The following is a 24,559-nucleotide window of genomic DNA, read 5'->3' on the forward strand; positions in this document are numbered from 1 at the left end:
GTGCTGCGCCAGCCCCGTGCGGGTGATCCGGCCGTGGTCCGGGCGCCACACGTAGCCCTGCGCCTCGCGACGGTAGGTTCGGCCGCCCCAGAGGTTGACGCCGTCGACGTCCTGCACGGCAACGCCGGCTCCCAAGTGCCACACATGGTCTGCGGGGAAGTGGTCGGTGACGGTTACGCCGCGACGCGTTGTGACGGGATGCAGGTAGGGGCGCGGCGAAAGAAAGGGAGAGACGGCGGTGCCGTCCCGGTAGGACCCGACCTCGCGGCCGTCCAGCACAAGCGGTAAGGACGACGGCGACACGGACGACGACGACGGCCGCGCCCAGCCCGGGCCCAGTTCACCGATAGTCGCCTGGGCGAGACACGCCCGCTGCAGGAGTTCCTCGATGCCGTGCAACACGGGATGGGCTTCGTCGCCGTCGCCGATCCAGGTGACGTACGAGGGATCAATGGGTTGCGGCGGTGGGGCCAGCCGGACGGCGTCGAGCACCCGCATGAACGCGCCGGAGCAGGCGAGCGGGCTGAGCAGGGGAGTGCCGGACGCCCGGTGTTCGAGCAGATTCTTCAGCAGGTTGGCGCGCCCAAAGTGCTCAATGACGGTGCCCTCCGCCGTGGTGACGGCCAGTTCGTCCTCCGTGTAATACAGCACGGCGGTTCCCTGCGTGCCGTGGAGCGTGACGCTGGGTCGCGTCTGCTCCGCGGCACACAGGGTGAGTGCGAGCATGACCACCGTCCCGGACGCCGTCCGAACCCGGATGGTGGACGTGTCATCGCACTCGATGTCGTGGGCCCGGTACAGGTCCGTCTCGACGGTAGCCACGTCGGACGACTTCCGTGCACCGGCCACACGAAGGGCGGTCGCAACCGCATGGGCAAGCGGATTGGTGGCCACGCCGTCGACCACGTCCACTCCGTCCAGCGTCCGCTTCCCCGCCCAGCGGGAACGTCCAAAGTAACCCCGGGTCCGCACCCACGTACCCAGCGCACTGACGCCCCGAACCGAACCCAGCGTTCCCGATGCCACGAGATCGTCGAGCCGGTCAAGCGCCGCCGAACCCAGGCTTTGAAACCCGGTCTGCACGGCAACGCCTGCTGTGTCGGCAGCGGCGAGGAGCGAGTCGTATTGCTCCATCGACGCCACCGGAGGCTTCTCGACGTAGACATCCGCGCCCGCCTCGATCGCCGCATGGGCGAGCGGCGCGTGCGCCTGGATGGGGGTGGCAATAACGACGACGTCGGGCGCCACCCCTGCGGCGAGAAGGTCCTCCAGATTGTTGAACACACCGACCCCGGCACCCAGCGTCCCGTCCTCGGGCGGACGGGGGTCCGCCACGGCAACCAGCCGAGCGGCGCCGTCGTCCTCCAACCTGCGAAGGTTGTCGAGGTGCCGGGCACCGAAGCCATGAACGCCCACCAGGGCAACGCGTGCAACGCGGGCGGGGCCGTCAGCGACGGGGTTTCCTGTTCTGTGCCGGGAAGGCGTCAGACGGGATGCGGGGTCAAGCATGATCAATGTTCCGTTCCGGGACAATCAGCCTGCGCTGATCATCCCTTCGATTTCGGCGGTCAGTTTCTCCGTTGCCTCAACCGGAGTCAGGTTGTCGAAGAGGACCTCGGAGACGTAACGCTTGACCGTGTCCTGGACGCCACCGGCACCAACCGGGGAGGGCAGCGGTGCCGCAGCCATGTCGGGGCTGATCTCCTCGAGGAAGTCGACCACCGTCTGATCGGTTTCGTTCAGCTCGGGGGCGATGGCGGCGGCCATGTCCGGGTTTGCGGGTACCCCGCGGTCAACGAGCATCTTCTTCGCAGCCTCAGGGTTGTTCGCAAGGTAGTTCACGAACTCGGCGGCAGCTTCCTGGTCATCGGACTGGCTGGAGACGGACCAGTACATCGAGGCCTTATAGTACATGCCGTTCTCAGCGGCGTTACCTGACTCCGACGGCGGACGAAGCATGGTCACTTCGCTGCCGCTGGCGGACTCCACAGCCGACAGCTGGTTCGACCAGTACCAACCCATTGCCGCGCGGTTGGTGGCGAAACCGCCGGCTTCGAAGGATCCCGACAGCTCCTCGGTATAGCGGGCGGCACTCGGGCCCCCGCCGTCGCGCACCTCCAGGAGGTGTTCGAACCAGGCGGTCAGAGTTTCCGGCGAGTAGCCCACCGTGCCGGGTTCATCCTCGTTGTAGAGGTTTTCACCCTGCTGGCGGAGCCAGATCCGCAGGTCGACGTCCTGGGCGCCATACTCGGTGCCGACGATGTCCCCGCCCAGCTTCTCAGTCAGCTCAGCTGAGATGCGGTAGTAGTCGTCCCACGTCCACGTGGTGTCATCCGGGAGTTCCATGCCTGCCTGCGCGAACAGGTCCTGGTTTGCCATGATCACGTAGGCGTTCTGACCGGTGGTCAGCCCGTACAGGCCGTCCTCATAACGTCCAAGGTTGAGGGCGGCGTCGTCGAACTTCGACGTATCAAGGCCCTCCAGTGTGCTGAGGTCCGCAAGCGCTCCCCGTCCGGCATACTCCTGCAGGTACTTTTCATCCATCGTGATGACATCCGGCGCATCCCGGCCGGCCGTCGTCGTCGCGAGCTTGTCCCAGTAGCCGCCGAAGTCGGAGTACTCACCCTCGATGGTGATGCCCTCGTTCTCGGCCTCGAACATGTCGATGATCTCCTGGTTCGCCACGTGGCGTGGATCCGAGCCCCACCAGGAGAAGCGGAGATTCCCGTCACCTGCTGCGGCGCTGTCACCGCCGCCGCCGTTGCCGCAGGCGCCCAGTGACACCGTGAGCACAACCGCGGCAGCCGCAGCTGTGAGAGTTCGCGTCGAGCGAGAGAAGTTCTTCATTGAATCTCTTCCTGTCTTATCGGGTGAATAGCAGTTCGGTCCGATGCTGCGTGGTCAGGCTGCGCTGATCATGCCTTCGATTTCAGCGGTCAACTGCTCGGTTGCTTCCTCGGGGGTGAGGTTGTCGAACAGGACCTCACCGACGTAGCGGACGATGGTCTCCTGGACGGTTCCTGCGCCAATGGGGGAGGGCTTCGGCGAGTCGGAAACCTCGGGCTCGATCTCCTCGAGGAAGGAGACAACCGTCTGCTGGGACTCATCGAGCTTCGGTTCAATCGCTGCAGCCATGTCCGGGTTGGCGGGAACACCGCGGTCCACGAGCATCTTCTCGGCGGCCGCGGGATCATTGGCCAGGAAGTTCACGAAGTCCGCTGCGGCTGCCTGGTCATCGGACTGGCTGGAGACGGACCAGTACATGGAGGCCTTGTAGTACATGCCGTTGTCCTCGGCGTTGCCGGACGGCGAGGGCACCCGGAGAATGCGGATGTCGTCACCGGTGGCGGCACGCAGGGCGCCGAGCTGGTTGGACCAGTACCAGCCCATGGCGGTCTTCTTGGTCGGGAAGTTCTCGGCCTCGAAGGTGCCGGCAGCAGCCTCGGTGAACTGCGCGGCGCTGACGCCGCCACCGGTGTCGCGGACGTGGAGCAGATGTTCGAACCAGGAGAGCAGGCTCTCCTGCGAGTAGCCCACGGTGCCCGGCTCATCCTCGCTGTAGAGCTTCTCGCCGTTCTGGCGCAGCCAGATGCGCAGGTCACCGTCGAGTGCGCCGTAGTCGGTTCCCGCAACCTCGCCCAGGTTCTCGCTGATCGTGGCCGAGAGTTCGTAGTAGTCATCCCAGGTCCAGGTGCTGTCATCCGGAATTTCGACGCCGGCTTCAGCGAAGAGGTCCGCGTTGACCATCACGGAGTAGGCGTTCTGGCCGGTGCTCAGCCCGTATACGCCGTCTTCGTAACGCCCAAGGTCCAGTGCGGCCTCAGGGAACTTGGACAGGTCGAGGTTTTCGAGTTCGGTAAGGTCAGTCAGGGCGCCGCGGCCGGCGTATTCCATGATGTATTTCTCGTCCATCGTGATGACATCCGGCGCATCCCGGCCGGCCGTCGTCGTCGCCAGTTTGTCCCAGTAGCCGGAGAAGTCTGAGAATTCACCGGCTACGGTGACGCCCTCGTTGTTCGATTCGTAGATATCGATGATTTCCTGCGTGGCTTCGTGGCGTGGGTCCGAGCCCCACCAGGAGAAGCGGAGGTTGCCGTCGCCGGCGGATTCACTTCCGCCGTTTCCGCAGGCGCCCATCGATAGTCCGAGGACCGCGGCGAGGGAGGCTGCGGTAAGGGTGCGGGCAGGACGCGAGAACTTCTTCATTGAATCTCTTTCCAATCTTTCGAGTTGTTGTCTTGTGACCGGAGCGGTCTATTTGATGCCTGTGGTGGCGATGCCCTTGACCAGGTACTTCTGGCCGAACAGGAACACCAGGAAGACGGGCAGGAGGGAGACGATGGACATGGCGAACATTGAGCCCCAGGAGGAGGTGGCGGTGCTGTCCACGAAGGAGCGCAGGGCAACGGGCACCGTGTACATCTCGGGGTCGGTCAGGTAAATCAGCTGGCTGAAGAAGTCGTTCCACGTCCAGATGAAGGTGAAGATCGTGGTTGTTGCCAGTGCCGGCATCATCAGCGGAAGGATGATGCGGGTGAAGATCCGCACATGGCCGCAGCCGTCAATCCGCGCCGCTTCGTCCAGTTCTTTCGGCAGCCCGCGGATGAACTGCACCATGAGGAACACGAAGAACGCGTCCGTGGCAAGCAGCTTGGGCAGCACCAGCGGAATGAAGGTGTTCACCCAGCCCAGCTCCGAGAAGATGATGTACTGCGGCACGATGATCACGTGAATGGGCAGCATGATCGTCATGAGCATGATGGCGAACAGCAGGTTACGACGGCGGAATTTCAGCCGGGCGAAGGCGTAGGCGGCCATTGAGCAGGACACCAGGTTGCCGATGATCGAGCCGACCACCACGATCATCGAATTGATCATGTAGTGCCCGAACGGTGATTGAAGGGCGTTCCAGCCTTCCGTGTAGTTGCTGATCTCGAAGGTGGTGAGCCAGAGGCCGGCCTCCCGGAAGATCTCGTCATTCGGCCGGAGCGAGCTCACCAGCATCCACAGCAGCGGGTAGAGCATGATGATGCCGAAAGCGATGAGCACAATGTGCTTCAGCAACCGGCTCCCGATGCTTCCGCTCAGTTCCTCGTCGTTTCGCTTCTTCCGGCGGACCGGCGGTGCCGCTTTTGTCGGCGTTCGGGTGGCCGCAGGGGCTGTGTTGGTCTGGGGCGCGATATTAGTCGTCATAGAACACCCACCATTTCGAGGCGATGAAGTTGATGAAGGTGAAGGCCGCAATGATGAGCAGCAGCAGCCACGCCATGGCCGAGGCGTACCCCATATTGAAGTTGCCGAAGCCCTGTTGGTAGAGGTACAGCGTGAAGAACATCGTTGAGTCCGCGGGGCCGCCGGTGCCGCCGGAAACGACGAACGCCTGGGTGAAGGACTGGAAAGCACCGATGATCTGGAGCACCAGGTTGAAGAAGATGATTGGGGTCAGCAGCGGGGCCGTGATGGTGGTGAACTGGCGCACCTTCGATGCGCCGTCCATTGCCGCTGCCTCGTAGTACATGGTGGGGATCTGGCGGAGACCGGCCAGGAAGATCACCATCGGTGCGCCAAACGTCCAGACGTTGAGCACCATCAGCGTGCCCAGCGCAGTGGAGGGATCAGCGATCCACCCCATGCCCTCGATACCGACCAGTGCCAGAAGCTGGTTGATGAGCCCGGAGGTTCCGAAGATCTGCCGCCACAGCACTGCGATGGCAACGGAGCCACCGAGCAGGGACGGCAGGTAGTAGACCGAGCGGTAAAAACTCAGGCCCCGCATGCCGCGGTCCAGGATCAGAGCAAGTGCCAGTGCTGCAATGAGCTGGAGGGGAACGGAGACAAAGACGTAGAGGAAGGTCACTCCCAGGGAGTTCTGGAGCCGGGTGTCCTCGAACATCCGAAGGTAGTTGTCCAGTCCGGTCCATTCCGGTGGCTGGAGGAGGTTGTAGTCGGTGAAGGAAAGGTACAGCGACGCCGCCATGGGGCCGATTGTGATGAGGGCCAGGCCCACCAGCCAGGGAGCGAGGAACAGGTAGGAAACCAGCTCCTCCTTCCTCTCGGCAGCTGTCAGCTTCCGCTTCTTTCCTCGCGGCTCTTTCTTCAGCCGGGACATCTCACTCAGAGCTGACATCACCGCTCCTTTCCGCGATCTGGCGGGCGCATTCCGGCGCCGCCGCGAACGCGTCGTTCGGAAGCTTCATGGGAACCTTCTGTCGGGTTGTAGGGCTCTTGCTGGCAATCCGAGAAAACGCTTTCTCGGGACTGCAAACGACCCTAGTGTGTGATGCACCACACGTCAAGGAAAACGTTTTCCAGTAGGGCTCACGCCGTCACATGCCATCGCAATTGCCGGCCGGACCTTATGAAAGGGAGGGAATGATCAGTTGCTGAGGGAATCAGCCAGAAACGTCAGGGCGTCCTGAAGCATGTCAACAGTGACCACATGGCCGGCGTCGTACCAGGATCCGGTATAGCGACCCGGCGCATCGTGCGCGAGGGCACCCAACACCGCGTCGGCGTCGTGCATGCCCTGGGGTGTGAAAAGTGGATCCTCACCGGCGTACTGGACGAGGTAGCGGCACGCGGTGTTGACGGCCGTGAGCTCCGGCCAGTCGAACAACCGCGACAGCCCCGGAGTGGCGAGCAGCCACGAGTGAGCGTCCAGGTGGGAAGGAGCGAGGCCCTCGAAGGTGGTCATCATGCAGCAGACGACGGCGGCACACACCTGAGGCGCAAGGGCCGACAGCACCAGCGCCCGGCCTCCGCCACCCGAGAAACCGCCGACGCCGACACGTTCCTTCTCGACGCAAGGCAGGGTGCGCAGGACATCCAGCGCAACCAGATCTTCGAAGGCCACCATTCCGGCGTAGCTGGTGCCGAGCAGGCCTGCGGTCTTCGCGATTGTGTGTTCGTGGAGGGCCGCAGCGGCGTTGTACTCCATTGATGGCGTTGGCTGCACGCCTTCCTGATGCCAGAGCGCCCGCCGTGCGTCGAGCCCCTCAGCTACGCGTTCCGGTGGCGGATTGAGCAGGAACCGCCGGCTGCCCCAGCTGAAGGAATCGTGGACCAGCACGGCGAAGCCTGCGCGAGCCAGGTCGTTGGCGACGGCGTGGCCTGAGTAGAGGTTCCGCTGAAGCGCGTCCACGTCGGCGCTGGTCTCAGCGCCGGCGTCGATCAAGCGCTCTGCACCCAACCACTTGTTGCCGGCATGACAGTGCAACCACAGAACGCCGGGAAGGGGGCCCTTCGTTCCTGCAGGCGCCAGCAAGTAGCCCTTCGTGAGGGGACCGTACGGCAACTGCCACTCAAGTTCCTGCAGCTCGACGCCGTCGAACACTTGAGCGCGGCGCACCGTGACGGGCGGTGCGGGGATGGGTGCGGGTACGCCGAGGGCTTGGGCAAGACTGGCGCTCGCGGTGTTGTGTCCCTCGTGTCTACCGAGTTGCCGCAGAGCTGCGGGCCAGTCCTCGAAGCCGGCGATCGGGCTCGGGGGTGGCGTCATCGACGGTCCGCGGAGCATGAGGTGGGCCGGGCCCCGAACCGGGCGGCAGGGTTTCCTGCGACCATCATTGACCGTCTGCCAAGAATGAGCCGGGCCAGTCCTCAAGGGGGATTCGCCGGATCCGGCGCACCTCGCCGAGAGTTCCCCATTCGTCCCGGCCGAGGCGGGACAACGGTTCGAGTAGATCCACGCGGGGGTGATCGCCGTCGAGCACCTGTTCGGAGACGGCTGCGTGGACCACCTCACCCAGGATCAGGGTGCAGTTCCCCACGGGAATGAGACTGTGCAGACGGCACTCCAGCGCAACGGGAGATTCGTATACGCGCGGTGTGCTGATCAGGGTGCTCGCCTCGCGTTGCACGCCAGCGGCGTCGAACTCGCTCACCTCCGGCTCGAACGCGGTGCCCGTTGCGTTGACGCGCTCGAACAGGTTCTCCGGCGTGAAGTTCACGGTGAATTCGCCGCTTGCACGGATGTTTCGCAGGCTGTCCTTCTCGCCGACAGACGTGAACTGGATGATCGGGGGGTCTGTTGACGCGACGGTGAAGAAGGAATGCGGTGCGAGGTTATCGACACCGTTCTCCGACCGCGACGCCACCCACGCTATGGGCCGCGGCACAACCGTCGCTGTCAAGAGTTTGTAGAACGCGGCGGCTGAGTGCTGGTCGCGATAGATGTCCCTGCGCATGTACCGAGCCTAAGGTGCGGCGGTGCAGCATCCCACTGGATTGCGGGTTTCACTGGGAATGTCCAGACACTCCCAGTGAAACCCGTCTTCGAGTGGGACGCTCGGCATCAAGCACGCGAGGGAAGGCTTGCAAGCAGTTCATCAAGGCGCTCATAGCCCTCGGTCATGCCGCCTTCCATGCCGGACTGCGCCATGCCGTCCCGGGCCTCCTGGGAGGGATAAACGGAATGGCCGACGAGCTTGCAACGCCCGCCGCCCAGGTCCTCAAAGGTCAGGAACTCAATGCTGACGACGTCGGGGTAGCCGAGAAACTCGAAGGTCTGGATAGCGAACTCGTTGTCCCGCACGGTGTGGAACACGCCGCTGAAGTCATAGCGCTCACCGTCCGGGCTGACATGGGTGTAGCGGTAGCTGCCGCCGGTGCGGAAATCATAGTGGTCGATCTCCGCCTTCATTCCGCGAGGCCCGAGCCAGTTCGCGATCATCGCGGGATCCCGGTGGGCTTCGAAGACGGCTTCGACCGGGAAATCGAACTCCCGCTCGACGTCAATGTAGGGAACGCCTTCCGGCACGGAAAGCTTCAGTGGATTGCTCATGGTTGGTCCTTGGGTGAATGGCCATCTCTGGCCTGAGATCCGAGTAGATCATCGAGTGCGCGGAACTGGCTCTCACGGGTAAGCCTGTATTGGTCAATCCACGCGGTGAGCGACTCCAGCCGTGCGGGGTTCAGGTGCACGGGGCGACGCTGGGCATCACGCGAGCGGGTTACCAGTTCAGCCTGTTCAAGGACCTGAATGTGCCTGGAGATTGCCTGCTTGGTGATGTTGAACGGTGCAGCCAACTCGTTGACGGTTGCCGGGCCCCGGCTGAGATGAGCGATGATGCTGCGGCGCGCCGGGTCTGCCAGAGCCATGAAGGCCCGATCCAGACGATCAGCGTCCACGTCCATGGTCAACTATTTCCTTTATCAACAAATTGGTTGAATAAAACGGTAGACCTGCCGCGTCACGGAGTCAAGGATCGTTCCCGGCACCGGGGCGGACGCAGGGGCCTTACCTCGTGAGCAGTGTCTCAAGATCCAGTGGTGCTGACCCGGTGAGTTCCTGCACCGCCGTCGTCGTCCGTTCCAGCTGGCCGGAGGCAATCGCCGTGTAAGTGCTGACCCACGCGTCTAGCTGCCAGTCCGGCACGCCGTAGGGGGCGCGCGAGGCATAGGCTTCCTCGACCGTCTCCTCCTCGTAGCGGGTTGGGCGGCCGGTCACCCGCGTGATGATTGCGGCAACCTCGCTGAGCGAGAGAGCCTCGGGGCCGGTGAGATCCCACGTCCGCCCTACGTGCGCCCCCGGATTTTCAAGCACGACGACGGCGGCACGCGCCACGTCTGTCCGTGCCACTGCTGCCACCCGGCCGCCGCCGGCAGGTCCGCGCAGTACGCCTTCGTTCCCAGCGAAGAGGGGCAGTACATCGAGGTAGAAGTTGTCGCGAAGGAATGTGTAGGCCATCCCGGAGTTGCGGATGTGCTCCTCCGTTGCCCAGTGGTCCCGGCCCAGCGTGAAGGTTGCGTCCGGCGCGGCGGCAAGGAAGGAGGTGTAGACGATGTGCTGAACCCCGGCTTCGGCGGCGGCATCGATGAAGGTACGGTGCTGATCCACGCGGTCCTGGGCTTCGGCGCCGGACACCATGAACAGCACCTCACTCCCGCGCAGCGCCTCAACCGCGGCCTCCCGCTCGGCGTAGCTGGCCTGGGCAAGCTTCGCTCCCGGCAGATAGGGCGCCCGCGCCGGGTCCCGAACAATGAGTTTCTGTTCATATCCTGCGCTGGACAGGAGGCGGGCTACTTCGCCGCCGACGTGTCCGGTTGAGCCGGTAACTGCGAGTCGTGGAGTCATGTTGGGTTGAGCGCGCGATCAAGCTCCAATATTCCGAATTCACCCTGACTTTCCCGCAGCGAAACATGGACGACGAAGGGACGTCGTCCGTCATCCCTACCGTGGAGCGGTGTCGAGACTCTATGTCGCAATCGGTGATTCCTTCACGGAGGGAGTGGGGGACTGGGACTCCCGCTATCCCAACGGCGTCCGTGGCTGGGCGGACCGCGTGGCCAAACAGTTGAGCAAAAAGGACTCGAGCTGGCGTTACGCCAATCTCGCGATCAGGAGCAAGCGGCTTCGGCAGATCGTCGACGAACAGCTGCAGCCTGCACTCGACCTCCACCCCACCGTTGTCAGTGTGTACGCCGGCGGAAACGACATCCTCGAACTGCGCGCCAGCATCACCCCGCTCATGGAGACCTACGAGGACATGGTGTCCCGCATCGCGGCCGCCGGTGCCCGCCCGCTCCTTTTCACGGGCTTTGACGTGCGGCTCCACCCGGTCCTCGAACCGATGCGACGCCGAAACTGGATCTACAACGACCACGTCCGCCGGATCGCCGAAACGTACGGCGCACTCCTTGTGGATTACTGGTGCTTCGATGAGTATCACGACCCTCGTTTCTGGGATATCGACCGGCTTCACATGTCACCGGCAGGCCACAGGAACATGGCCGCCCACGTACTGCGCGAGCTCGGCATCGACCACACGCTCACGTCCAAGCCGCTGCGGCCCCGGCAGCGGCTGACCATGACCGAGCTGCTCCGCCGGGAATCAGTGTGGTGGGGCGAGTGGGTGATCCCGATGTTCGGACGGCGGCTGCGCAACGTAACCCTCGGAGATGACCTTGAACCGCGTTGGCCGGTGCCCATCCGCCCCGCAGACGGGTTGAAGCGGCTGGCAGCTGAACATGCCGCACGCCGTGCGTGCAGGGACTAGCACGACGTGCTTTGGCCTCTTTTCCGTACACTGGATTGATCATGACTTTCATCAACAAGTACCGCACCCCGATTGTCTGGCTCGTCGTTATCGCCATGGTGGCCTCCATCGGAGCCGGCTTCTTCGTCACCATTTTCTAGAGCTACTTTCGCTGCACTCACCACGGGCGGCCGGCACCCGGAACCTGAATCCGCAGCCACCGGTATCCGTAGGCGGGAAGTTCCACCGTGAGCGTCTCGCCCGGCTGGATTTCCGTGCGGGTGTCCTCGAGCAGGTCCGTGAGGATGCCGCCACCGCTCGGCACATCGCCGTCGTTCAGTTTCACCGACACTTCGGCGGGCTCGGCCGCAAAGTTGTGGAAGATGAACAGGGAGTTCTCCTCCCAATCACAACGGTGGGCCAGCACAGCGGGGTTGGGGGTGTCGATCAGCGAAAAGGTTCCCCAGCCCAGCTCAGGGCATTCCCGGTAGCGGCGGATCAGGATGCCCATGAAGCTGAGCAGGGAAGACGGATCCCGCCTTGCGGCCACCACGTTGACTTGGCCGGGCCCAAAATCGCCTTCCACGAGAGGTGCCACCAGCTTGTCCGGCGGCGCGGAGGAGAAGCCTGCGCTGTCCTCATCTGTCCATTGCATCGGGGTGCGTACTGCCAGCCGGCCCTCGGCTGCCAGGTTCTCGCCCATCCCGATCTCCTCGCCGTAGAAGAGCACCGGCGTCCCGGGTAGGGAAAACAGCAGCGAATACACCATGCGGATACGCTGCGGATCCCCGCCCAGCATGGGAGGGAGCCGCCGCTTGAGGCCGCGGCCGTACACCTGCATGTTCTTCTCGGGTCCGAAGGCGTCGAAAACTTCCTGCCGTTCGGAGTCCAGCAGTTTGTCCAGGGTCAGTTCGTCATGGTTCCGGACAAACGTGGCCCACTGGCTGTCGGGATCGATCGAGGGCCGGTCCGCGAGAGTACGTGCCAGCGCGCGCGCATCGCCCCGGGCCAAGGACAGGTACATCTGCTGCATGGTCACGAAGTCGAACTGCATGTTGAGCTCATCAGCGGCATCCCCGAAGAACTCAACCTGCTGCTCGTAGGGCAGATTGACCTCACCGAGAAGCACCGCGTCACCGGTGCGCCGGGAGAGGAACCGGCGGAGGTTGCGCAGGTAGTCGTGCGGATCCCCGGCCTGATGATCAATGCCCTTCGTCTCGAGGAAGAACGGCACAGCGTCCACGCGGAATCCCGAAAGGCCGAGTTCCAGCCAGAAGCCCATTGCCTTGGCGATCTCGTCGCGCACGATGGGATTCGAAACATTGAGGTCCGGCTGGTGCGAATAGAAGCGGTGCAGATACCACTCACCCGTCTTCCGGTCCTTGCTCCAGATGGAGTTCTCCTTGTCCGGAAACACCACCTCGCTGGAGGTATCCGGCGGCGGGTCTGATCGCCAGACGTAGAAGTCGCGGTAGGGGTTGTCCTTCGAGGAGCGGGCCTGCGTGAACCAGGGATGCTGATCGGAGGTGTGATTGACCACCAGATCCGCAATGACGCGCATCCCGCGGTCCTTGGCAGTACGGATGAACTCCACCAGATCGCCGAGGGAGCCCAGCCGCCCATCTACGCCGTAGAAGTCCACGATGTCGTACCCATCATCACGCTGCGGCGAAGGATAGAACGGCATCAGCCAGATGCACGTAATGCCGAGTTCAGCGAGATAATCCAACCGCTGGGCAGCACCGGCGAAGTCACCCACGCCGTCGCCGTCGGAATCACAGAACGTCTCGATGTCCAGGCAATAGATGACGGCGTTCTTCCACCAGAGGTCCGAGGTGTCCGTGACGCGCATCAGCGGACCTCCGGCAGGACATGCTCGGCAAAGGCCTCAATAAACGGCTTCTGCTCCGTCCCCACGTAGTGCAGGTACAGCTCATCGAAGCCGAGGTCTGCGAACTCCCGCAATCGTTGGGCATGGACCGCGAGATCTGCTGAGATTTGTACGGTGCTTCGAAGCTGCTCCTCGGTGACTTCCCGGGTTGCCTCCTCGAAGTCGGACGGGCGGGCGAGATCCCACGTAGTGGGTGGGGTCAGGGAGTTTGATCCCCATTGGACGCGCGCCACCTCGAGAGCTTCATCCTCGGTAGGTGCCCAGGAGAGGTGTACCTGAAGGATGAGTTTGCCCTGGCCGCCGTTGCTCCGGTAAGCAGTGATCATTTCCGTCAGCTTCTCGTGCGGCTGGTTCACGGTCACCAGTCCGTCAGCCCAACCGGCGCTCCGCGCCGCGGTTTCGACACTCACGGCCGGGGCTATCAAGGGTGGTTTGACCTCCGGCGCATCCCAGAGCCGCGCCTGTTCTGCGGTGACCAGGCCGCGGTGGGTAACCTCCTCGCCGTCGTGCATTCGGCGGATGATGTCTATGCACTCCTCCAGGCGCTGCTGTCGGATCTCTTTGGCGGGCCAGGAATCGCCCGTGATGTGTTCGTTCAGATTCTCCCCGCTGCCCAGCGCTGCCCAGAAACGGCCGGGAAACATGCTCGCCAGCGTGCCGCTTGCCTGCGCGATTATGGCGGGGTGGTAGCGCTGGCCGGGGGCAGTGACGACGCCGAAGCGCAGGTTGGTGGTGGCAAGCGCGGCTCCCAGCCATGACCAGGCAAAACCTGAGTGACCCTGGACCGCGGACCACGGCTCAAAGTGGTCGGAGCACATAGCGGCGTCGAAACCAGCCTGCGCAGCGAACTGCACATCGGCGAGGAGCTGTGCGGGGGCTATCTGTTCGTGTGAGGCGTGAAATCCGATGAGGGGCATGCGCGGACCTTTCCATTGGCGGCTCTTGAACGGGTGAACCGGTCCGTCCTAGTGTGATCAGTAGGCTTAGCAATATGTGTCGAGCCTAGCTGTACGGCAGAGAGCCCCTCAAGGGTGTTGCCCAAACTTCCATATGTACCAGGAGGAAAGCATGAGCGATCAGTACACCTTCCAGAACCCTGTGACCCGGTTTCCCGAGATCTCTCCGCCCAAGCAGGACCAGCCGGAGCCTGGGCTCGACCAGCAGCTTGAACCACAAAGCGACCGCGGGGAGGAGTCGTACCGCGGCACCGGCCGTTTGGAAGGCAGGAAGGCGTTGATCACGGGAGCGGATTCCGGGATCGGCGCCGCCGTGGCTATCGCCTTCGCTCGGGAAGGCGCCGACGTCGCGCTCTCCTACCTCCCGGAGGAAGAGGCGGACGCCGACGAGATTGTGCGCCTGATTGAAGAGTGCGGCCGCACGGCGGTAAAGCTGCCCGGCGACATCAAGGACGGCGAGTTCTGCAAGGAACTGGTGACAAGCGCGGTGGAGGGCCTGGGCGGCCTCGACATCCTCGTCAACAACGCGGGCAAGCAGATCGCGGTGGAGCGGCTTGAGGACATCGACGACGAGCAGCTTGACCACACGTTCAAGACGAACATCTACTCGTTCTTCCGCATCACTCGGGAAGCGCTGAAGCACCTGCCGGCCGGGTCGAGCATCATCAACACCACGTCGATCCAGGCCTACAACCCGTCGCCCACCCTCCTCGACTACGCCAGCACCAAAGCTGCAATCAACAACTTCACCAAGGGCCTCGCCCAGCAATTGGCGCCGCGCGGCATCCGCGTGAACGCCGTCGCGCCCGGTCCTTTCTGGACACCGCTGCAGGTCTCGGATGGGCAGCCGAAGGATGCTCTGCCCGAGTTCGGAAAGTCCACCCCGCTGGGACGTGCCGGCCAGCCCACCGAGCTCGCGCCCGCGTATGTCTTCCTTGCGTCGCCCGAGTCGAGTTACGTGCTTGGCGAAACCCTGAACGTCAACGGTGGGAGCCCGACGCCGTAACCCGGCTTGTGCGCGCCGCTGTGGGGCCGCTCTGCAGCATCGGGAGAAGAGAGCATCCGGAGTGATTCCCGGGCGGGGCCGTCTCAGTCGGGGAAACGGGACGGCCCCGCTCGGGGGGGCTCTGGCAATGCCAGTGCCGGCAGGAGGAGAAGGTGGTCTCGCCCTCCTCTGTCCTGCGCCTTCACTATGGCGAACGCACCTTGGGAAATTCTTGGAACGCCTTCGCAGCGAAAATAAGTGTGCTTATTACTTCCCTTCCGTCGGGGGCTCGGGTTAGCGTCGAAAAACGAGGTTCCGCGGTCTCCAGCCCGGACAGATGAGTTGGCCGAACAGATCCGGAGCCACAATCACGGAGGTATCCCCGTGTTCTTTCACAAGCAGGAACTACAGTTCAAATCCACACCCGACAAGCCAGACGCCGTGTACGCGAGGAAGCTGCAGGAGGTTCTCGGCGGGCAATACGGCGAGATCACCGTCGCAATGCAGTACAGCTTCCAGGCGTGGAACAGCCACATTCCGGGCAAGTACCGCGACTTGCTGTTCGGGATCGGATCGGAAGAATTCGGCCACGTCGAGATGCTGGCGACCATGATCGCCCAGCTGCTGGAAAAGGCGCCTCTGGGTATCACCGACGACGCCGTCCAGTCCGATCCTGCGATTGCCGCCGTCGTCGGTGGTACTGACATGCAACAGGCGATTGTCGCCGGCGCGGGCGCGCGGCCGGTGGATAGCATGGGCAACCCCTGGTCCGGCAGCTACATCACTGCGAGCGGCAATCTGCTGGCCGACTTCACGGCCAACGCCAATGCCGAGATGCAGGGCCGCCTGCAGGTTGCCCGGCTCTACCACATGACCGATGATCACGGCATCCGGGACATGCTCTCCTTCCTCCTCGCGCGTGACACCATGCACCAGAATCAGTGGATCGCAGCGGCTCGTGAGTTGCAGGAAGAAGGCTCGGAGAACCTTCCTGTGCCGAGCAATTTCCCCCTCAAGAAAGAGGAACGAAGCGTGTCCTACCAGTACCAGAACTTCTCCGATGGGGAAGCGGCCGCCGAGGGTTCCTGGGCGTCCGGTCCTGCACCGGACGGCAAGGGCGAATTCACGTACCACGACGGACCCACGACATCGGCGCCCATGCCGCCGCCCACCCATCCTGATTCGCGGTTCTACGGAACGACTGAACTGCCGAACACCATGGAGAAGATGGCCGGGAGCATGCAGGACAAGCTGAACAAAGAGTAGGTTCCACCTTCGGTTGAACAGCCCGTCATGCCTTGTGCGGCGGGCTGTTCCGCGTGCGCACGTCCTAAAATAAACAGCAGGCTTAGTACTATGGTGGTGATGGGGACGACGTCGTCGGCCCACCGGGTAGAAAGGGGTTTGCCATGAAGAGTCCTGAACCACGCGGGGTCGCCAGCGCGGCATTGTTGGAGTTGCTCCCGCAGGCACCGGATGGTGAGGCCATCGGGACCCTCCAGAAAGCAGTGCGTGCCGGGCTTGGCAGTTCTGCCGGAATACTGGCAGATGAAGACCTTCAGCTGGCCCTCTTTTGCCTCTATGAGCTGCACTACGGCGGCATCGACGGAGCGCACTCCGCCTGGGAGTGGGAACCCGACCTTCTTGCGGTCCGCCTGGAGATGGAGCGGGACTTTGAAGCTGCCCTCCGCGCCGCAGTGGAGCTTCCCTCGCTGGAGCCGCGCGACAGCGAGGGCGTGGCAGCCGTTCTGTTCGAGCTCACCGCGGGTGATACTGGCCCGAGCGTGTCCCGGTTCGTTGCGAAGAAGGCAACCCTTGAACAGGCGCAGGAGTTCCTGATTCACAAATCGGTCTACCAGCTCAAGGAAGGCGATCCGCACACCTGGGCCATCCCGCGGCTGAAGGGGCGCGCCAAGGCGGCAATGGTGGAAATCCAGGCGGATGAGTACGGCGGCGGGCGGCCGGACCGCATGCACTCGGCGCTCTTCGCGCGCACCATGCGCGGCGTGGGACTTGATGACACCTACGGCCGCTACGTTGACGCTGTGCCGGCCCTGACCCTCGCATCCTCCAACATGATGTCCCTGTTTGGGCTGCACAGGCGGCTGCGCGGCGCCATTGTGGGGCATCTCGCAGCGTATGAGATGACCTCGTCCCAGCCCAACCGTCTGTATGGCAACGGGTTCCGGCGGCTCGGATTCGACGAGGACGTGACCTGGTACTTCGACGAACACGTCGAGGCCGACGCCGTCCACGAGCAGATCGCCGGGCGGGACCTCGCGGGCGGATTGGTGGAGGCCGAGCCGGAACTGCTCGAGGACGTCTACTTCGGAGCAACGGCTGCCCTCACCCTCGACGGCATGCTGGGCGAGCACATCATCGCCAGCTGGGAGAAAGGTGAATCGTCCCTCCGGGTCACCGCGCCCGTTCCGGTATGACACGGCCCGCAGCAACCTACATCCTGCCCCTGCGGTGGACTGAGGACTGCGGCCTGGCCGCGCTCGCTGTATACCTCGGAGAGGTTGCGCAGCAGGCTGAGGTGCTCGTAGTGGACGGATCGCCGGCTGAACTGTTCCACCGGCATGCAGCGGCCCTGCCGCCGGCGGTTCGCCACCTCCGGCCCCGGTTCACCTGCCGCAATGGAAAAGTGGCGGGGGTGCTGACCGGACTGGCAGAGGCCTCCTGTGAACGGATCATCATTGCCGACGACGACGTCCGCTACGATCCGCCTGCGTTCCGGCGGATGCTGGAGCTGCTTGACGACGCCGACGCCGTCCGTCCCCAAAACTACTTCCTCGCCCTTCCGTGGCATGCCCGCTGGGATACCGGGCGAACCCTGCTCAACCGCGCCCTGGGCTCCGATTTCCCGGGCACCCTGGGCGTCCGGCGCTCCACCCTGAGAGCCACCGACGGCTATGACGGCGACGTCCTGTTCGAAAACCTCGAGCTCCTGCGCACGGTGCGGGCCGCCGGTGGGAAGGAAATTCGCGCGGATGACCTGTTTGTCGGCAGGATCCCGCCTCCCGTCCGTCATTTCCGCCGGCAACGGATCCGGCAGGCCTACGATGACTTCGCTCAGCCGCCGCGGCTCCTCCTCGAGCTGTTCCTGCTTCCCGCGCTGTTCCTGCTGGTGCGCCGCTATGGTGCGCTTGCCGTCCCGGCGGTTGCCGCCGTCGTCGTCGGTTTGGCGGAGACAGGACGACGACGGCGGGGCGGCAGGCTGGTTTTTTCGGCGACAGCCGCCCTGTGGGCACCGGCGTGGATGGCTGAGCGAATGCTGACCGTCTGGGCGGCCCTGTTTCTTCGCCTGACCGGCGGAATTCCCTACGCCGGATCGAAACTGGCGAAGGCCGGGAACTCACTGCGCTTTCTGAGGCTTAGACACGCGGAAGTAAGGCTGCCGGGCCACAGCGTGCCCTTGTGGGGCCCGGCGGGCTTCGCTACCGTCAAAGAGGACCCATCGATAAGCGCGCTGGTTCCGTCCGGCAACCAACACGCCCAGCAATCTTCACCGAGACACTGGAGGCGAGTGCATGACCAAGAAGGACCGCATAGCTGAACCATGGGGTACGCGGACCCCATATGCGTCGGGTGAGCAGTGGCCCATACGGGTGGACATGCACTTGGAGGAAGGCCTGAGCGCGGCGAACGTCGATCGCTGGGTGCAGACTGCCTCCATTCTTCACTCCAACGGTGATGCACTCGACATTGCCGTGAAGGATGACCGTATCGCCGGCGTTCGCGGGAGGGCTGATGATCGTGTCAACCACGGGCGACTCGGGCCCAAGGACCTGTATGGCTGGCAGGCCAACTCGTCTCCTGACCGGCTGACCAAACCGCTCATCCGCAAGCGCGGCAAGCTTGTCGAGACGGACTGGGACACCGCGATGGACAGGATCGTGGGGGAAACCCGGGACCTGCTCGACGAGCAGGGAGCCAGCGCAATCGGCTTCTACACCACGGGCCAGCTGTTCGCTGAAGAGTACTACACCCTCGGCATCGTCGCCCACGGCGGACTCGGCACCAACCACGTGGACGGCAACACGCGCCTGTGCACGGCCACTGCGGCCGCCGCCCTCAAGGAATCGTTCGCGTGTGATGGCCAGCCCGGTTCCTACACGGACATTGATCACGCCGATGTGATCGCACTCTACGGCCACAACATGGCAGAGACGCAGACGGTGCTCTGGACGCGGGTCCTTGACCGCCTTGCCGGTCCCAACCCGCCGCAGATCATCTGCGTGGATCCCCGCCTGACCCCGGTGGCCAAGGCGGCAACGGTACACCTCGCTCCGCGCCCGGGGACCAACGTGGCCCTCATGAACGGGCTGCTCCACGAGATCATCGAGAACGGTTGGATCGATTCCGACTACATCGAGGCGCATGCAGTCGGCTTCAGCGAACTCGAGAAGCGGGTCAAGGAATACCCGCCGGAGGTTGTGGAACACATCTGTGATGTGCCGGCTGACAAGATCCGGGAAGCTGCACGGATCATCGGACAGGCCGAAAGGCTGCTCTCCACTGTGTTGCAGGGCTTCTATCAGTCCAACCAGGCCACGGCCGCAGCCGTTCAGGTCAACAACATCAACATCATCCGTGGAATGCTGGGCAAGCCCGGCTGCGGAATCCTGCAGATGAACGGCCAGCCAACCGCTCAGAACACCCGCGAGTGCGGCGGTGACGGGGACTTTCCCGCATTCCGCAACTGGTCCAATGACGCCCACGTGAAGGATCTCGCGAAGGTCTGGAACGTGGAACCCATGCAGATTCCGCACTACTCGCCGCCGACGCACGTAATGCAGATGATGCGCTACGTCGAGGACGGATCCATCCGCATGCTCTGGGTCAGCGGAACTAACCCGGCTGTGTCACTCCCGGAACTGCAGCGGGTGCGTTCAATGTTGACGCAGGACCGCCTGTTCCTGGTGGTGCAGGACATCTTCCTGTCCGAGACCGCGCAGCTGGCTGACGTTGTCCTTCCTGCGGCCACGTGGGGAGAGAAGACCGGCACCTTCACCAATGTGGACCGTACGGTGCACCTCTCTGAGAAGGCCGTCGATCCGCCAGGGGAGGCCAAGCCCGACCTCGACATCTTTCTCGACTACGCGCGCCGGCTGGACCTCCGCGACAAGGACGGTCAGCCGCTGGTCAAATGGCATGACCCGGAATCCGCATTCGAGGCCTGGAAGGAATGCACGCGTGGCCGTCCGTGCGACTACACCGGCATTACCTATGAAAAGCTCCGCGGAGGCTCGGGAATCCAGTGGCCCTGCAATGAGGAGAACCCGGAGGGTTCCGAACGAATCTATGCCGACGGCAAGTTCTGGAGTTCGCCGGAGTACTGCGAGAGTTACGGGCGTGACCTCGTGACCGGTGCGCCGCTTGAACCCGACGAGTACAAAGCCATGAATCCTGAGGGCAAGGCGATCATCAAGGCGGCTGAATACATGCCGCCGCATGAGATCCCAAGCGAGAAGTACCCATTCCAGCTCATTACCGGCCGAACCCTCTACCACTTCCATACCCGGACCAAGACGGCGCGAGCTCCGCAGCTCCAGGCCGCCGCTCCCGAGGTATGGGTGGAGATGTCAGACCACGATGCCAAGGCGTTCGGTATCTCAGAGGGAGATCAGACCCGTGTGTCCACGCCACGCGGGTCTGTTGAGGCGAAGGTGAGGATCAGCGGCATCCGCGACGGCGTGCTGTTCCTGCCGTTCCACTACGGCTACTGGGACACGGACGGGGGTCATAAGCCCGACAAGGCCGGCCGGGCGGCAAATGAGCTGACAATTACTGACTGGGATCCGGCGTCGAAACAGCCGATCTTCAAAACGGCGGCAGCAACCATCCGGAAGCTCAAATCCGGCAAAGGGCATTCGGCAGCGCCGACAACGACGGCGTCTGCTCCCGTCCGCCCGATCGGGTGGGAAACGAAGGGCTCGCATAACGCCGAGGCCCAGGAGACGCTGAATGGCGCTGGTACGGGAGGGCAACGATGAAGATCGGTCTGGTACTCCACGAGCTGCATCGCTCGGAGAATGACCTGGCACTTGAACTGCTGCAGGTCTCCGAACGCAACAAGGTGGATCATGAGATCTACCACCTGGGCAGGGACCTCGCGAGGTGGTCACAGGACCACGTCCGGGAGATCGCCGAGATCGGCAAGAACTATGGCCAGAAGCTTGATCCCGAACCGCGGCAGGAGTTCAACCTGGCTGAGAAAGTTCGCGAGGCAGGCAGCGATATTCTCGGGCGGCGGAGCGCCCCGGCATTGTTGATGCTGCGTGACCTGCGGGAAATCTATATGAAGGCATCCGGTGTATCAGCGGACTGGGAGATGCTCGCCCAGGCCGCGCAGGGGATCAAGCACACGGATCTCCTCGACGTGACGAAGCGGTGCCATCCCCAGACGCTGCGGCAGATGCGCTGGGCCAACGCCATGTTGAAGGTGAACTCTACGCAGGCGCTGACCAGCTAATCCGCCCAAGAAATTGTGCAGCTCCGGTGGGCCGACATCGTCGGATCCCACCGGAGCTGCACAAAACTTGCCCTTGCGCTACCGGTTGTCGATGGCGTCGTAATCCGTGCGGTCGATCTTGCGGTGATACCGCATACCGGCCAGGCCACCCAGCACCGCACCGGCCAACGCTGCAAGCAGCGCCACAACGACGGCGATGATGCCGGCCGTGGTGAGCGTGCCCTCATTCAGGGGCAGGCGGGGGAAGCTGTTCAGGTTGGCCAGGACATCGAACTGCGATCCGAAAATCAGGCCGAGAATGGCAACGAGGATGGCAATGATGATGGCCCACAGCCACACTGCAATGCCCTGCTTGGCGCCGTTGAAGCGGGCCATGCGCCCTGCAACGTATCCGCCGCAGTAGTAGGCGACGAGCAGTATGACAAGCAGGATGATCGCACTTGTAATTCCGACCGTCTGGGCACTCTGTGATGCCTGGTTGGTTGCCTCATTCAGGCTGGTGTTGGTCGACAGGCCGAACGCCGCGCCTGCAGCCGCTACCAGTGCGGTGAGAATGACAGCCATGCCGGTGGCTGTCAGCCAGCCGAAGAAGGCGGCGCCGAACTTCATGCCGCCGAACGTCTCTTTCTCGCGCTGGTGAAGCGCATCCCGCTCCGCTCCGACGGGAACCGGCGTGACGGCGCGGTCGCGGTCATAATCCCGATTGGCGTCGGGATCGAGGTCCCTTCCACGACGGTCGTGGTCCTTCCGGTCACTGGTGTGTGACACGGGTACGGCCGCTGTGTGGCTCGAGCGGTCATCGCGCTGGGAGCGGTCGTCAACGCCGTCGTTATTGCGGTCAACGTCCATCGCCCGGGTCTCGGCCTCTGGCGTACGCGCGTCGGAGCGCCGGGAATCACCGGCGTCCAGAGGGGCGGACTCATCCGCATGTTTGGGGCGGTAGTCCCGATCGTTGTTCCCTGTTCCTGGTGTACTCATGGTGCCTCCTGATGTCAGGGCCCTAAGGCGACTTCATAAGCAACCTTAGTATTACGACGTTGTGCATACAAGGGCGCCGCTCCGCGCGGTGGCATGCTTGGGGGTATGGATTGGGAAATTCTTGTCACCGTGATCTGCGGGTTGGCCATCGCCGTCGGAGTGGCTGGCGTGGTCATCCCCATCCTCCCCGGCAGCATTCTCATCATCGGTGCGCTGTTGGTGTGGGCTTTCACCGTGACGAGCGGTCCCGGCTGGACTGCGCTCGCCGTGGGCGGGGTGTTCGCTCTGGCCGGACTCCTGGCGGGAACCATATTGACGGGGCGAAAGCTGCGTCAGCGGAAGATTCCGGGGCGGTCCATCACTGTAGGGCTGGTGCTGGGCGTCGCGGCGATGTTCGTCATCCCGGTGGTGGGATTGATTGTCGGATTCGTTGTTGGCCTGCTGCTCAGCGAAGCCGCAAGGCTGCGCGATTTCAGGGCGGCTGTAACCTCCAGCGGCGAGGCCTTGAAGGCCCTGGGCCTTGGAATCGTGGTGGAACTCCTGCTTGCGTGCGCGGCGGGCAGCGCATGGATCCTTGCCGTCTGGGCACATTTCGCCATGCGCTGACCCGCCACGGAATGAACGCCTACCGCCGGTAGCCGCGGTTCTTCCCGCGCGTGTTCTTGGCGTTGGTTTGGCCCTGTTGGCGCTTGCCGAGCAGTTTCGATGCAATGACCGGTGCGAGCATCCAGAGGATTTTCTTCAGCATGTTGTTCCGCCTTTCGTGGAATGAACCTCCATGGTAAGCACACTGATCAATTCTGTGCGGGATCGACGGTGACGAAATTCCTGAGGGCCTCGAGTTGCGCAAGCCTGCACTCGGGCTTCAGATACATCATGTGACCGGCCTCGTGGTAGTGGTGCGAGATCCTTGCCCGAGCCTCATCATTGAGCGCCATATGGGCGAAGACGTACTCGGCCGCGAAGTGCGGAGTGGCGCCGTCCTGGTAGCCGTAATCCACGTGTACCCGCAGCGCCGGATTGTGGACCATGAGCCGCTCAAGCACGTCACTGACGTCAACGGGTGCGCCTTCGAAGGTCCGGTAGCTCCAGGGCTGGACCCGCGCGGTAAGGATCTCGTACGGGAGGTCATTCTCATACCCAAGCTCGGCGCGCACGTAGTGGTTGATCGCCGCCGCAAACGGCCCTGTGATGGCGCGCATGCTCGGATCATCCGTGGAACTGGAGGACTGCGGGTTGGCCGGCGGCGCTGTGAAGCGCCCATCGATCCGCCCCACTGCGAGTCCCTCCGCCCGCAGGAGCTCAGCCGCGAATTCGTGGTACGCCCAGCGCAGGTTCGTGCGGCGGATGAAGCCCTCGTCGAGGGTGGTGAGCGCGCTCAGGCGGGTGACGGCGTCGTCGTACTCGGGTTGGGTGAGCCGGGCGCCCTGACTGAGGGCATAGCCGAAATCGCGGGAGGCGTACTCCTCCGCCTCGCGAACGACATCGGTGAGCTCCCTGCCGGGGTGTCGGCCGTGATAGTGGGCGATCGCCGCGTAGGTGGGGAGGTGGAATGCATACGGGGTGTCGCTGCCCGGGAAGAAGCGGAGTGTTGACATGTTGAGCACCGTGGAAATGAGGCCGAGGCCGTTGACCGCCATGCCATAGGCATCGAACAGGCGGCCGGCAACGGCGACCGCCCGAAGGGTTCCGTAGGACTCGCCCACGAGGTACTTGGGCGAGAGCCATCGATTGTTGCGCGTAGTCCACAGGCGGATGACTTCCGCCACGAGGTCGCGGTCCTCGACGAAAGCGTGGAACTCGTCGGTCTTCTCACCCTCAATCACCCGCGAAAAGCCCGTGCTCACCGGGTCAATCAGAACGAGGTCGCTGTGTTCGAGGAGGGTCTCGGGGTTGTCAACGAGACCGAAGGGCGGGGGAGTCATCGCCCCGACATCACCTGAGTCCACACGGCGTGGTCCCAGCAGTCCGAGATGGAGCCAGACCGAAGAAGAACCTGGACCGCCGTTGAACGCGAAAGTGACCGGCCGCTCAGAAGTGCTGTTGTCCTTGGTGTACGCGACGACGAAGATCTCGGCCTTCGGCTTGAACCCCTCCGATTTGCCGTCTTTGGTTTCTTCACGCCGCAGAACCAGCCGGCCGGTGGTGGTGGTGTATTCGAGGCCCGAGGCAGCGGTGTGCTGCCGTGTCACGAAGTCGTCGCTGACTTCCTTGACGGCGTCGGGCTCCGTTTTCTCGACGGTGGTATTTTCAGTTGCGAATTCTTCTGCCATCCCTTGAGCCTATCGGTGGTTA

The 24,559-nt window shown here is 63.5% G+C and carries 23 protein-coding genes; 8 read left to right on the forward strand and 15 right to left on the reverse strand.

What is annotated here, in order from left to right:
* From P4U43_RS11725 to P4U43_RS11770, 10 genes are all read right to left on the reverse strand, one after another.
* A partial coding sequence (locus P4U43_RS11725; protein ID WP_277358895.1) for a DUF6807 family protein occupies positions 1-1,509 on the reverse strand: 1,509 nt, incomplete at its 3' end.
* 24 nt (positions 1,510-1,533) lie between these two features.
* Positions 1,534-2,847, reverse strand: a complete 1,314-nt coding sequence (locus P4U43_RS11730; protein WP_277358896.1) for an ABC transporter substrate-binding protein — start codon at positions 2,845-2,847, stop codon at positions 1,534-1,536.
* Between the two features lie 54 nt (positions 2,848-2,901).
* Positions 2,902-4,206, reverse strand: a complete 1,305-nt coding sequence (locus P4U43_RS11735) for an ABC transporter substrate-binding protein (RefSeq protein WP_277358897.1) — start codon at positions 4,204-4,206, stop codon at positions 2,902-2,904.
* A 48-nt stretch (positions 4,207-4,254) separates the two neighbouring features.
* Positions 4,255-5,193, reverse strand: coding sequence for a carbohydrate ABC transporter permease (locus P4U43_RS11740; RefSeq protein WP_277358898.1), 939 nt, complete (start codon positions 5,191-5,193; stop codon positions 4,255-4,257).
* Positions 5,183-6,127: a carbohydrate ABC transporter permease gene (locus P4U43_RS11745; protein ID WP_277358899.1), complete on the reverse strand. Its 945-nt coding sequence runs from the start codon at positions 6,125-6,127 to the stop codon at positions 5,183-5,185. The genes P4U43_RS11740 and P4U43_RS11745 overlap by 11 nt, the downstream gene beginning before the upstream one ends.
* Positions 6,128-6,376: 249 nt before the next feature.
* Complete coding sequence (locus P4U43_RS11750; protein WP_277358900.1) at positions 6,377-7,498, reverse strand: alpha/beta hydrolase family protein; 1,122 nt, start codon at positions 7,496-7,498, stop codon at positions 6,377-6,379.
* A gap of 64 nt (positions 7,499-7,562) precedes the next feature.
* Positions 7,563-8,186, reverse strand: a complete 624-nt coding sequence (locus P4U43_RS11755) for a flavin reductase family protein (protein WP_277358901.1) — start codon at positions 8,184-8,186, stop codon at positions 7,563-7,565.
* Between the two features lie 107 nt (positions 8,187-8,293).
* A complete protein-coding gene (locus P4U43_RS11760) occupies positions 8,294-8,782 on the reverse strand; it encodes an SRPBCC family protein (RefSeq protein ID WP_056545077.1) in 489 nt (162 codons plus the stop codon).
* Positions 8,779-9,135 carry an ArsR/SmtB family transcription factor gene (locus P4U43_RS11765; RefSeq protein ID WP_277358902.1) on the reverse strand — a complete coding sequence of 119 codons (357 nt, stop codon included), beginning with the start codon at positions 9,133-9,135 and terminating at the stop codon, positions 8,779-8,781. The genes P4U43_RS11760 and P4U43_RS11765 overlap by 4 nt, the downstream gene beginning before the upstream one ends.
* 103 nt (positions 9,136-9,238) lie before the next feature.
* Positions 9,239-10,075, reverse strand: a complete 837-nt coding sequence (locus P4U43_RS11770; RefSeq protein WP_277358903.1) for an SDR family oxidoreductase — start codon at positions 10,073-10,075, stop codon at positions 9,239-9,241.
* Between the two features lie 109 nt (positions 10,076-10,184).
* On the opposite strand from P4U43_RS11770, the gene P4U43_RS11775 reads away from it, so the two are divergent.
* Positions 10,185-10,997 (forward strand): SGNH/GDSL hydrolase family protein, encoded by an 813-nt coding sequence (locus tag P4U43_RS11775; RefSeq protein ID WP_277358904.1) that lies wholly within the window; start codon positions 10,185-10,187, stop codon positions 10,995-10,997.
* A gap of 157 nt (positions 10,998-11,154) precedes the next feature.
* On the opposite strand, the gene P4U43_RS11780 is transcribed toward P4U43_RS11775, so the two are convergent.
* The gene (locus P4U43_RS11780) at positions 11,155-12,828 is read right to left on the reverse strand and encodes an alpha-amylase family protein (RefSeq protein WP_277358905.1); all 1,674 of its coding nucleotides are present in this window, start codon (positions 12,826-12,828) and stop codon (positions 11,155-11,157) included.
* The gene (locus P4U43_RS11785; protein WP_277358906.1) at positions 12,828-13,784 is read right to left on the reverse strand and encodes a TIGR03885 family FMN-dependent LLM class oxidoreductase; all 957 of its coding nucleotides are present in this window, start codon (positions 13,782-13,784) and stop codon (positions 12,828-12,830) included. The genes P4U43_RS11780 and P4U43_RS11785 overlap by 1 nt, the downstream gene beginning before the upstream one ends.
* Positions 13,785-13,935: 151 nt before the next feature.
* Here P4U43_RS11785 and P4U43_RS11790 point away from each other — a divergent pair, with 151 nt between their 5' ends.
* From P4U43_RS11790 to P4U43_RS11815, 6 genes are all read left to right on the forward strand, one after another.
* A complete protein-coding gene (locus tag P4U43_RS11790) occupies positions 13,936-14,829 on the forward strand; it encodes an SDR family oxidoreductase (protein ID WP_277358907.1) in 894 nt (297 codons plus the stop codon).
* 363 nt (positions 14,830-15,192) lie between these two features.
* A complete protein-coding gene (locus P4U43_RS11795) occupies positions 15,193-16,074 on the forward strand; it encodes a manganese catalase family protein (RefSeq protein WP_277358908.1) in 882 nt (293 codons plus the stop codon).
* 143 nt (positions 16,075-16,217) lie between these two features.
* On the forward strand, positions 16,218-17,246 hold the full coding sequence (locus tag P4U43_RS11800) for an iron-containing redox enzyme family protein (protein WP_277358909.1): 1,029 nt from the start codon (positions 16,218-16,220) through the stop codon (positions 17,244-17,246).
* Positions 17,243-18,367 carry a glycosyltransferase gene (locus tag P4U43_RS11805; RefSeq protein WP_277358910.1) on the forward strand — a complete coding sequence of 375 codons (1,125 nt, stop codon included), beginning with the start codon at positions 17,243-17,245 and terminating at the stop codon, positions 18,365-18,367. The genes P4U43_RS11800 and P4U43_RS11805 overlap by 4 nt, the downstream gene beginning before the upstream one ends.
* Positions 18,342-20,807, forward strand: a complete 2,466-nt coding sequence (locus P4U43_RS11810) for a molybdopterin oxidoreductase family protein (RefSeq protein ID WP_277358911.1) — start codon at positions 18,342-18,344, stop codon at positions 20,805-20,807. The genes P4U43_RS11805 and P4U43_RS11810 overlap by 26 nt, the downstream gene beginning before the upstream one ends.
* Positions 20,804-21,286: a hypothetical protein gene (locus tag P4U43_RS11815; protein WP_277358912.1), complete on the forward strand. Its 483-nt coding sequence runs from the start codon at positions 20,804-20,806 to the stop codon at positions 21,284-21,286. Before P4U43_RS11810 ends, P4U43_RS11815 begins: the two co-directional genes overlap by 4 nt.
* A gap of 78 nt (positions 21,287-21,364) precedes the next feature.
* Here P4U43_RS11815 and P4U43_RS11820 read toward each other — a convergent pair whose 3' ends face one another.
* A complete protein-coding gene (locus tag P4U43_RS11820) occupies positions 21,365-22,264 on the reverse strand; it encodes a hypothetical protein (protein WP_277358913.1) in 900 nt (299 codons plus the stop codon).
* 105 nt (positions 22,265-22,369) lie between these two features.
* Between P4U43_RS11820 and P4U43_RS11825 the strand changes: the two genes are divergently transcribed.
* Complete coding sequence (locus P4U43_RS11825; RefSeq protein WP_277358914.1) at positions 22,370-22,870, forward strand: DUF456 domain-containing protein; 501 nt, start codon at positions 22,370-22,372, stop codon at positions 22,868-22,870.
* A 19-nt stretch (positions 22,871-22,889) separates the two neighbouring features.
* On the opposite strand, the gene P4U43_RS11830 is transcribed toward P4U43_RS11825, so the two are convergent.
* Positions 22,890-23,012 (reverse strand): hypothetical protein, encoded by a 123-nt coding sequence (locus P4U43_RS11830; protein ID WP_277358915.1) that lies wholly within the window; start codon positions 23,010-23,012, stop codon positions 22,890-22,892.
* 46 nt (positions 23,013-23,058) lie between these two features.
* On the reverse strand, positions 23,059-24,537 hold the full coding sequence (locus P4U43_RS11835) for a S10 family peptidase (RefSeq protein ID WP_277358916.1): 1,479 nt from the start codon (positions 24,535-24,537) through the stop codon (positions 23,059-23,061).
* Positions 24,538-24,559: the final 22 nt, after the last annotated feature.

The organism is Arthrobacter vasquezii (genome assembly GCF_029455255.1).
In the GTDB taxonomy this organism is placed as follows: Bacteria; Actinomycetota; Actinomycetes; order Actinomycetales; family Micrococcaceae; genus Arthrobacter_D; species Arthrobacter_D parietis.

Excerpts from the sequence above, each read along its gene's own strand:
- P4U43_RS11750 (WP_277358900.1), bottom strand. The coding sequence starts at position 7,498 with ATGACGCCACCCCCGAGCCCGATCGCCGGCTTCGAGGACTGGCCCGCA.
- P4U43_RS11820 (WP_277358913.1), bottom strand. The coding sequence starts at position 22,264 with ATGAGTACACCAGGAACAGGGAACAACGATCGGGACTACCGCCCCAAA.
- P4U43_RS11830 (WP_277358915.1), bottom strand. The coding sequence starts at position 23,012 with ATGCTGAAGAAAATCCTCTGGATGCTCGCACCGGTCATTGCATCGAAA.
- P4U43_RS11735 (WP_277358897.1), bottom strand. The coding sequence starts at position 4,206 with ATGAAGAAGTTCTCGCGTCCTGCCCGCACCCTTACCGCAGCCTCCCTC.
- P4U43_RS11835 (WP_277358916.1), bottom strand. The coding sequence starts at position 24,537 with ATGGCAGAAGAATTCGCAACTGAAAATACCACCGTCGAGAAAACGGAG.
- P4U43_RS11770 (WP_277358903.1), bottom strand. The coding sequence starts at position 10,075 with ATGACTCCACGACTCGCAGTTACCGGCTCAACCGGACACGTCGGCGGC.
- P4U43_RS11760 (WP_056545077.1), bottom strand. The coding sequence starts at position 8,782 with ATGAGCAATCCACTGAAGCTTTCCGTGCCGGAAGGCGTTCCCTACATT.
- P4U43_RS11815 (WP_277358912.1), top strand. The coding sequence starts at position 20,804 with ATGAAGATCGGTCTGGTACTCCACGAGCTGCATCGCTCGGAGAATGAC.
- P4U43_RS11805 (WP_277358910.1), top strand. The coding sequence starts at position 17,243 with ATGACACGGCCCGCAGCAACCTACATCCTGCCCCTGCGGTGGACTGAG.
- P4U43_RS11800 (WP_277358909.1), top strand. The coding sequence starts at position 16,218 with ATGAAGAGTCCTGAACCACGCGGGGTCGCCAGCGCGGCATTGTTGGAG.
- P4U43_RS11810 (WP_277358911.1), top strand. The coding sequence starts at position 18,342 with ATGACCAAGAAGGACCGCATAGCTGAACCATGGGGTACGCGGACCCCA.
- P4U43_RS11790 (WP_277358907.1), top strand. The coding sequence starts at position 13,936 with ATGAGCGATCAGTACACCTTCCAGAACCCTGTGACCCGGTTTCCCGAG.
- P4U43_RS11785 (WP_277358906.1), bottom strand. The coding sequence starts at position 13,784 with ATGCCCCTCATCGGATTTCACGCCTCACACGAACAGATAGCCCCCGCA.
- P4U43_RS11765 (WP_277358902.1), bottom strand. The coding sequence starts at position 9,135 with ATGGACGTGGACGCTGATCGTCTGGATCGGGCCTTCATGGCTCTGGCA.
- P4U43_RS11825 (WP_277358914.1), top strand. The coding sequence starts at position 22,370 with ATGGATTGGGAAATTCTTGTCACCGTGATCTGCGGGTTGGCCATCGCC.
- P4U43_RS11755 (WP_277358901.1), bottom strand. The coding sequence starts at position 8,186 with ATGCGCAGGGACATCTATCGCGACCAGCACTCAGCCGCCGCGTTCTAC.
- P4U43_RS11740 (WP_277358898.1), bottom strand. The coding sequence starts at position 5,193 with ATGACGACTAATATCGCGCCCCAGACCAACACAGCCCCTGCGGCCACC.
- P4U43_RS11780 (WP_277358905.1), bottom strand. The coding sequence starts at position 12,828 with ATGCGCGTCACGGACACCTCGGACCTCTGGTGGAAGAACGCCGTCATC.
- P4U43_RS11745 (WP_277358899.1), bottom strand. The coding sequence starts at position 6,127 with ATGTCAGCTCTGAGTGAGATGTCCCGGCTGAAGAAAGAGCCGCGAGGA.
- P4U43_RS11730 (WP_277358896.1), bottom strand. The coding sequence starts at position 2,847 with ATGAAGAACTTCTCTCGCTCGACGCGAACTCTCACAGCTGCGGCTGCC.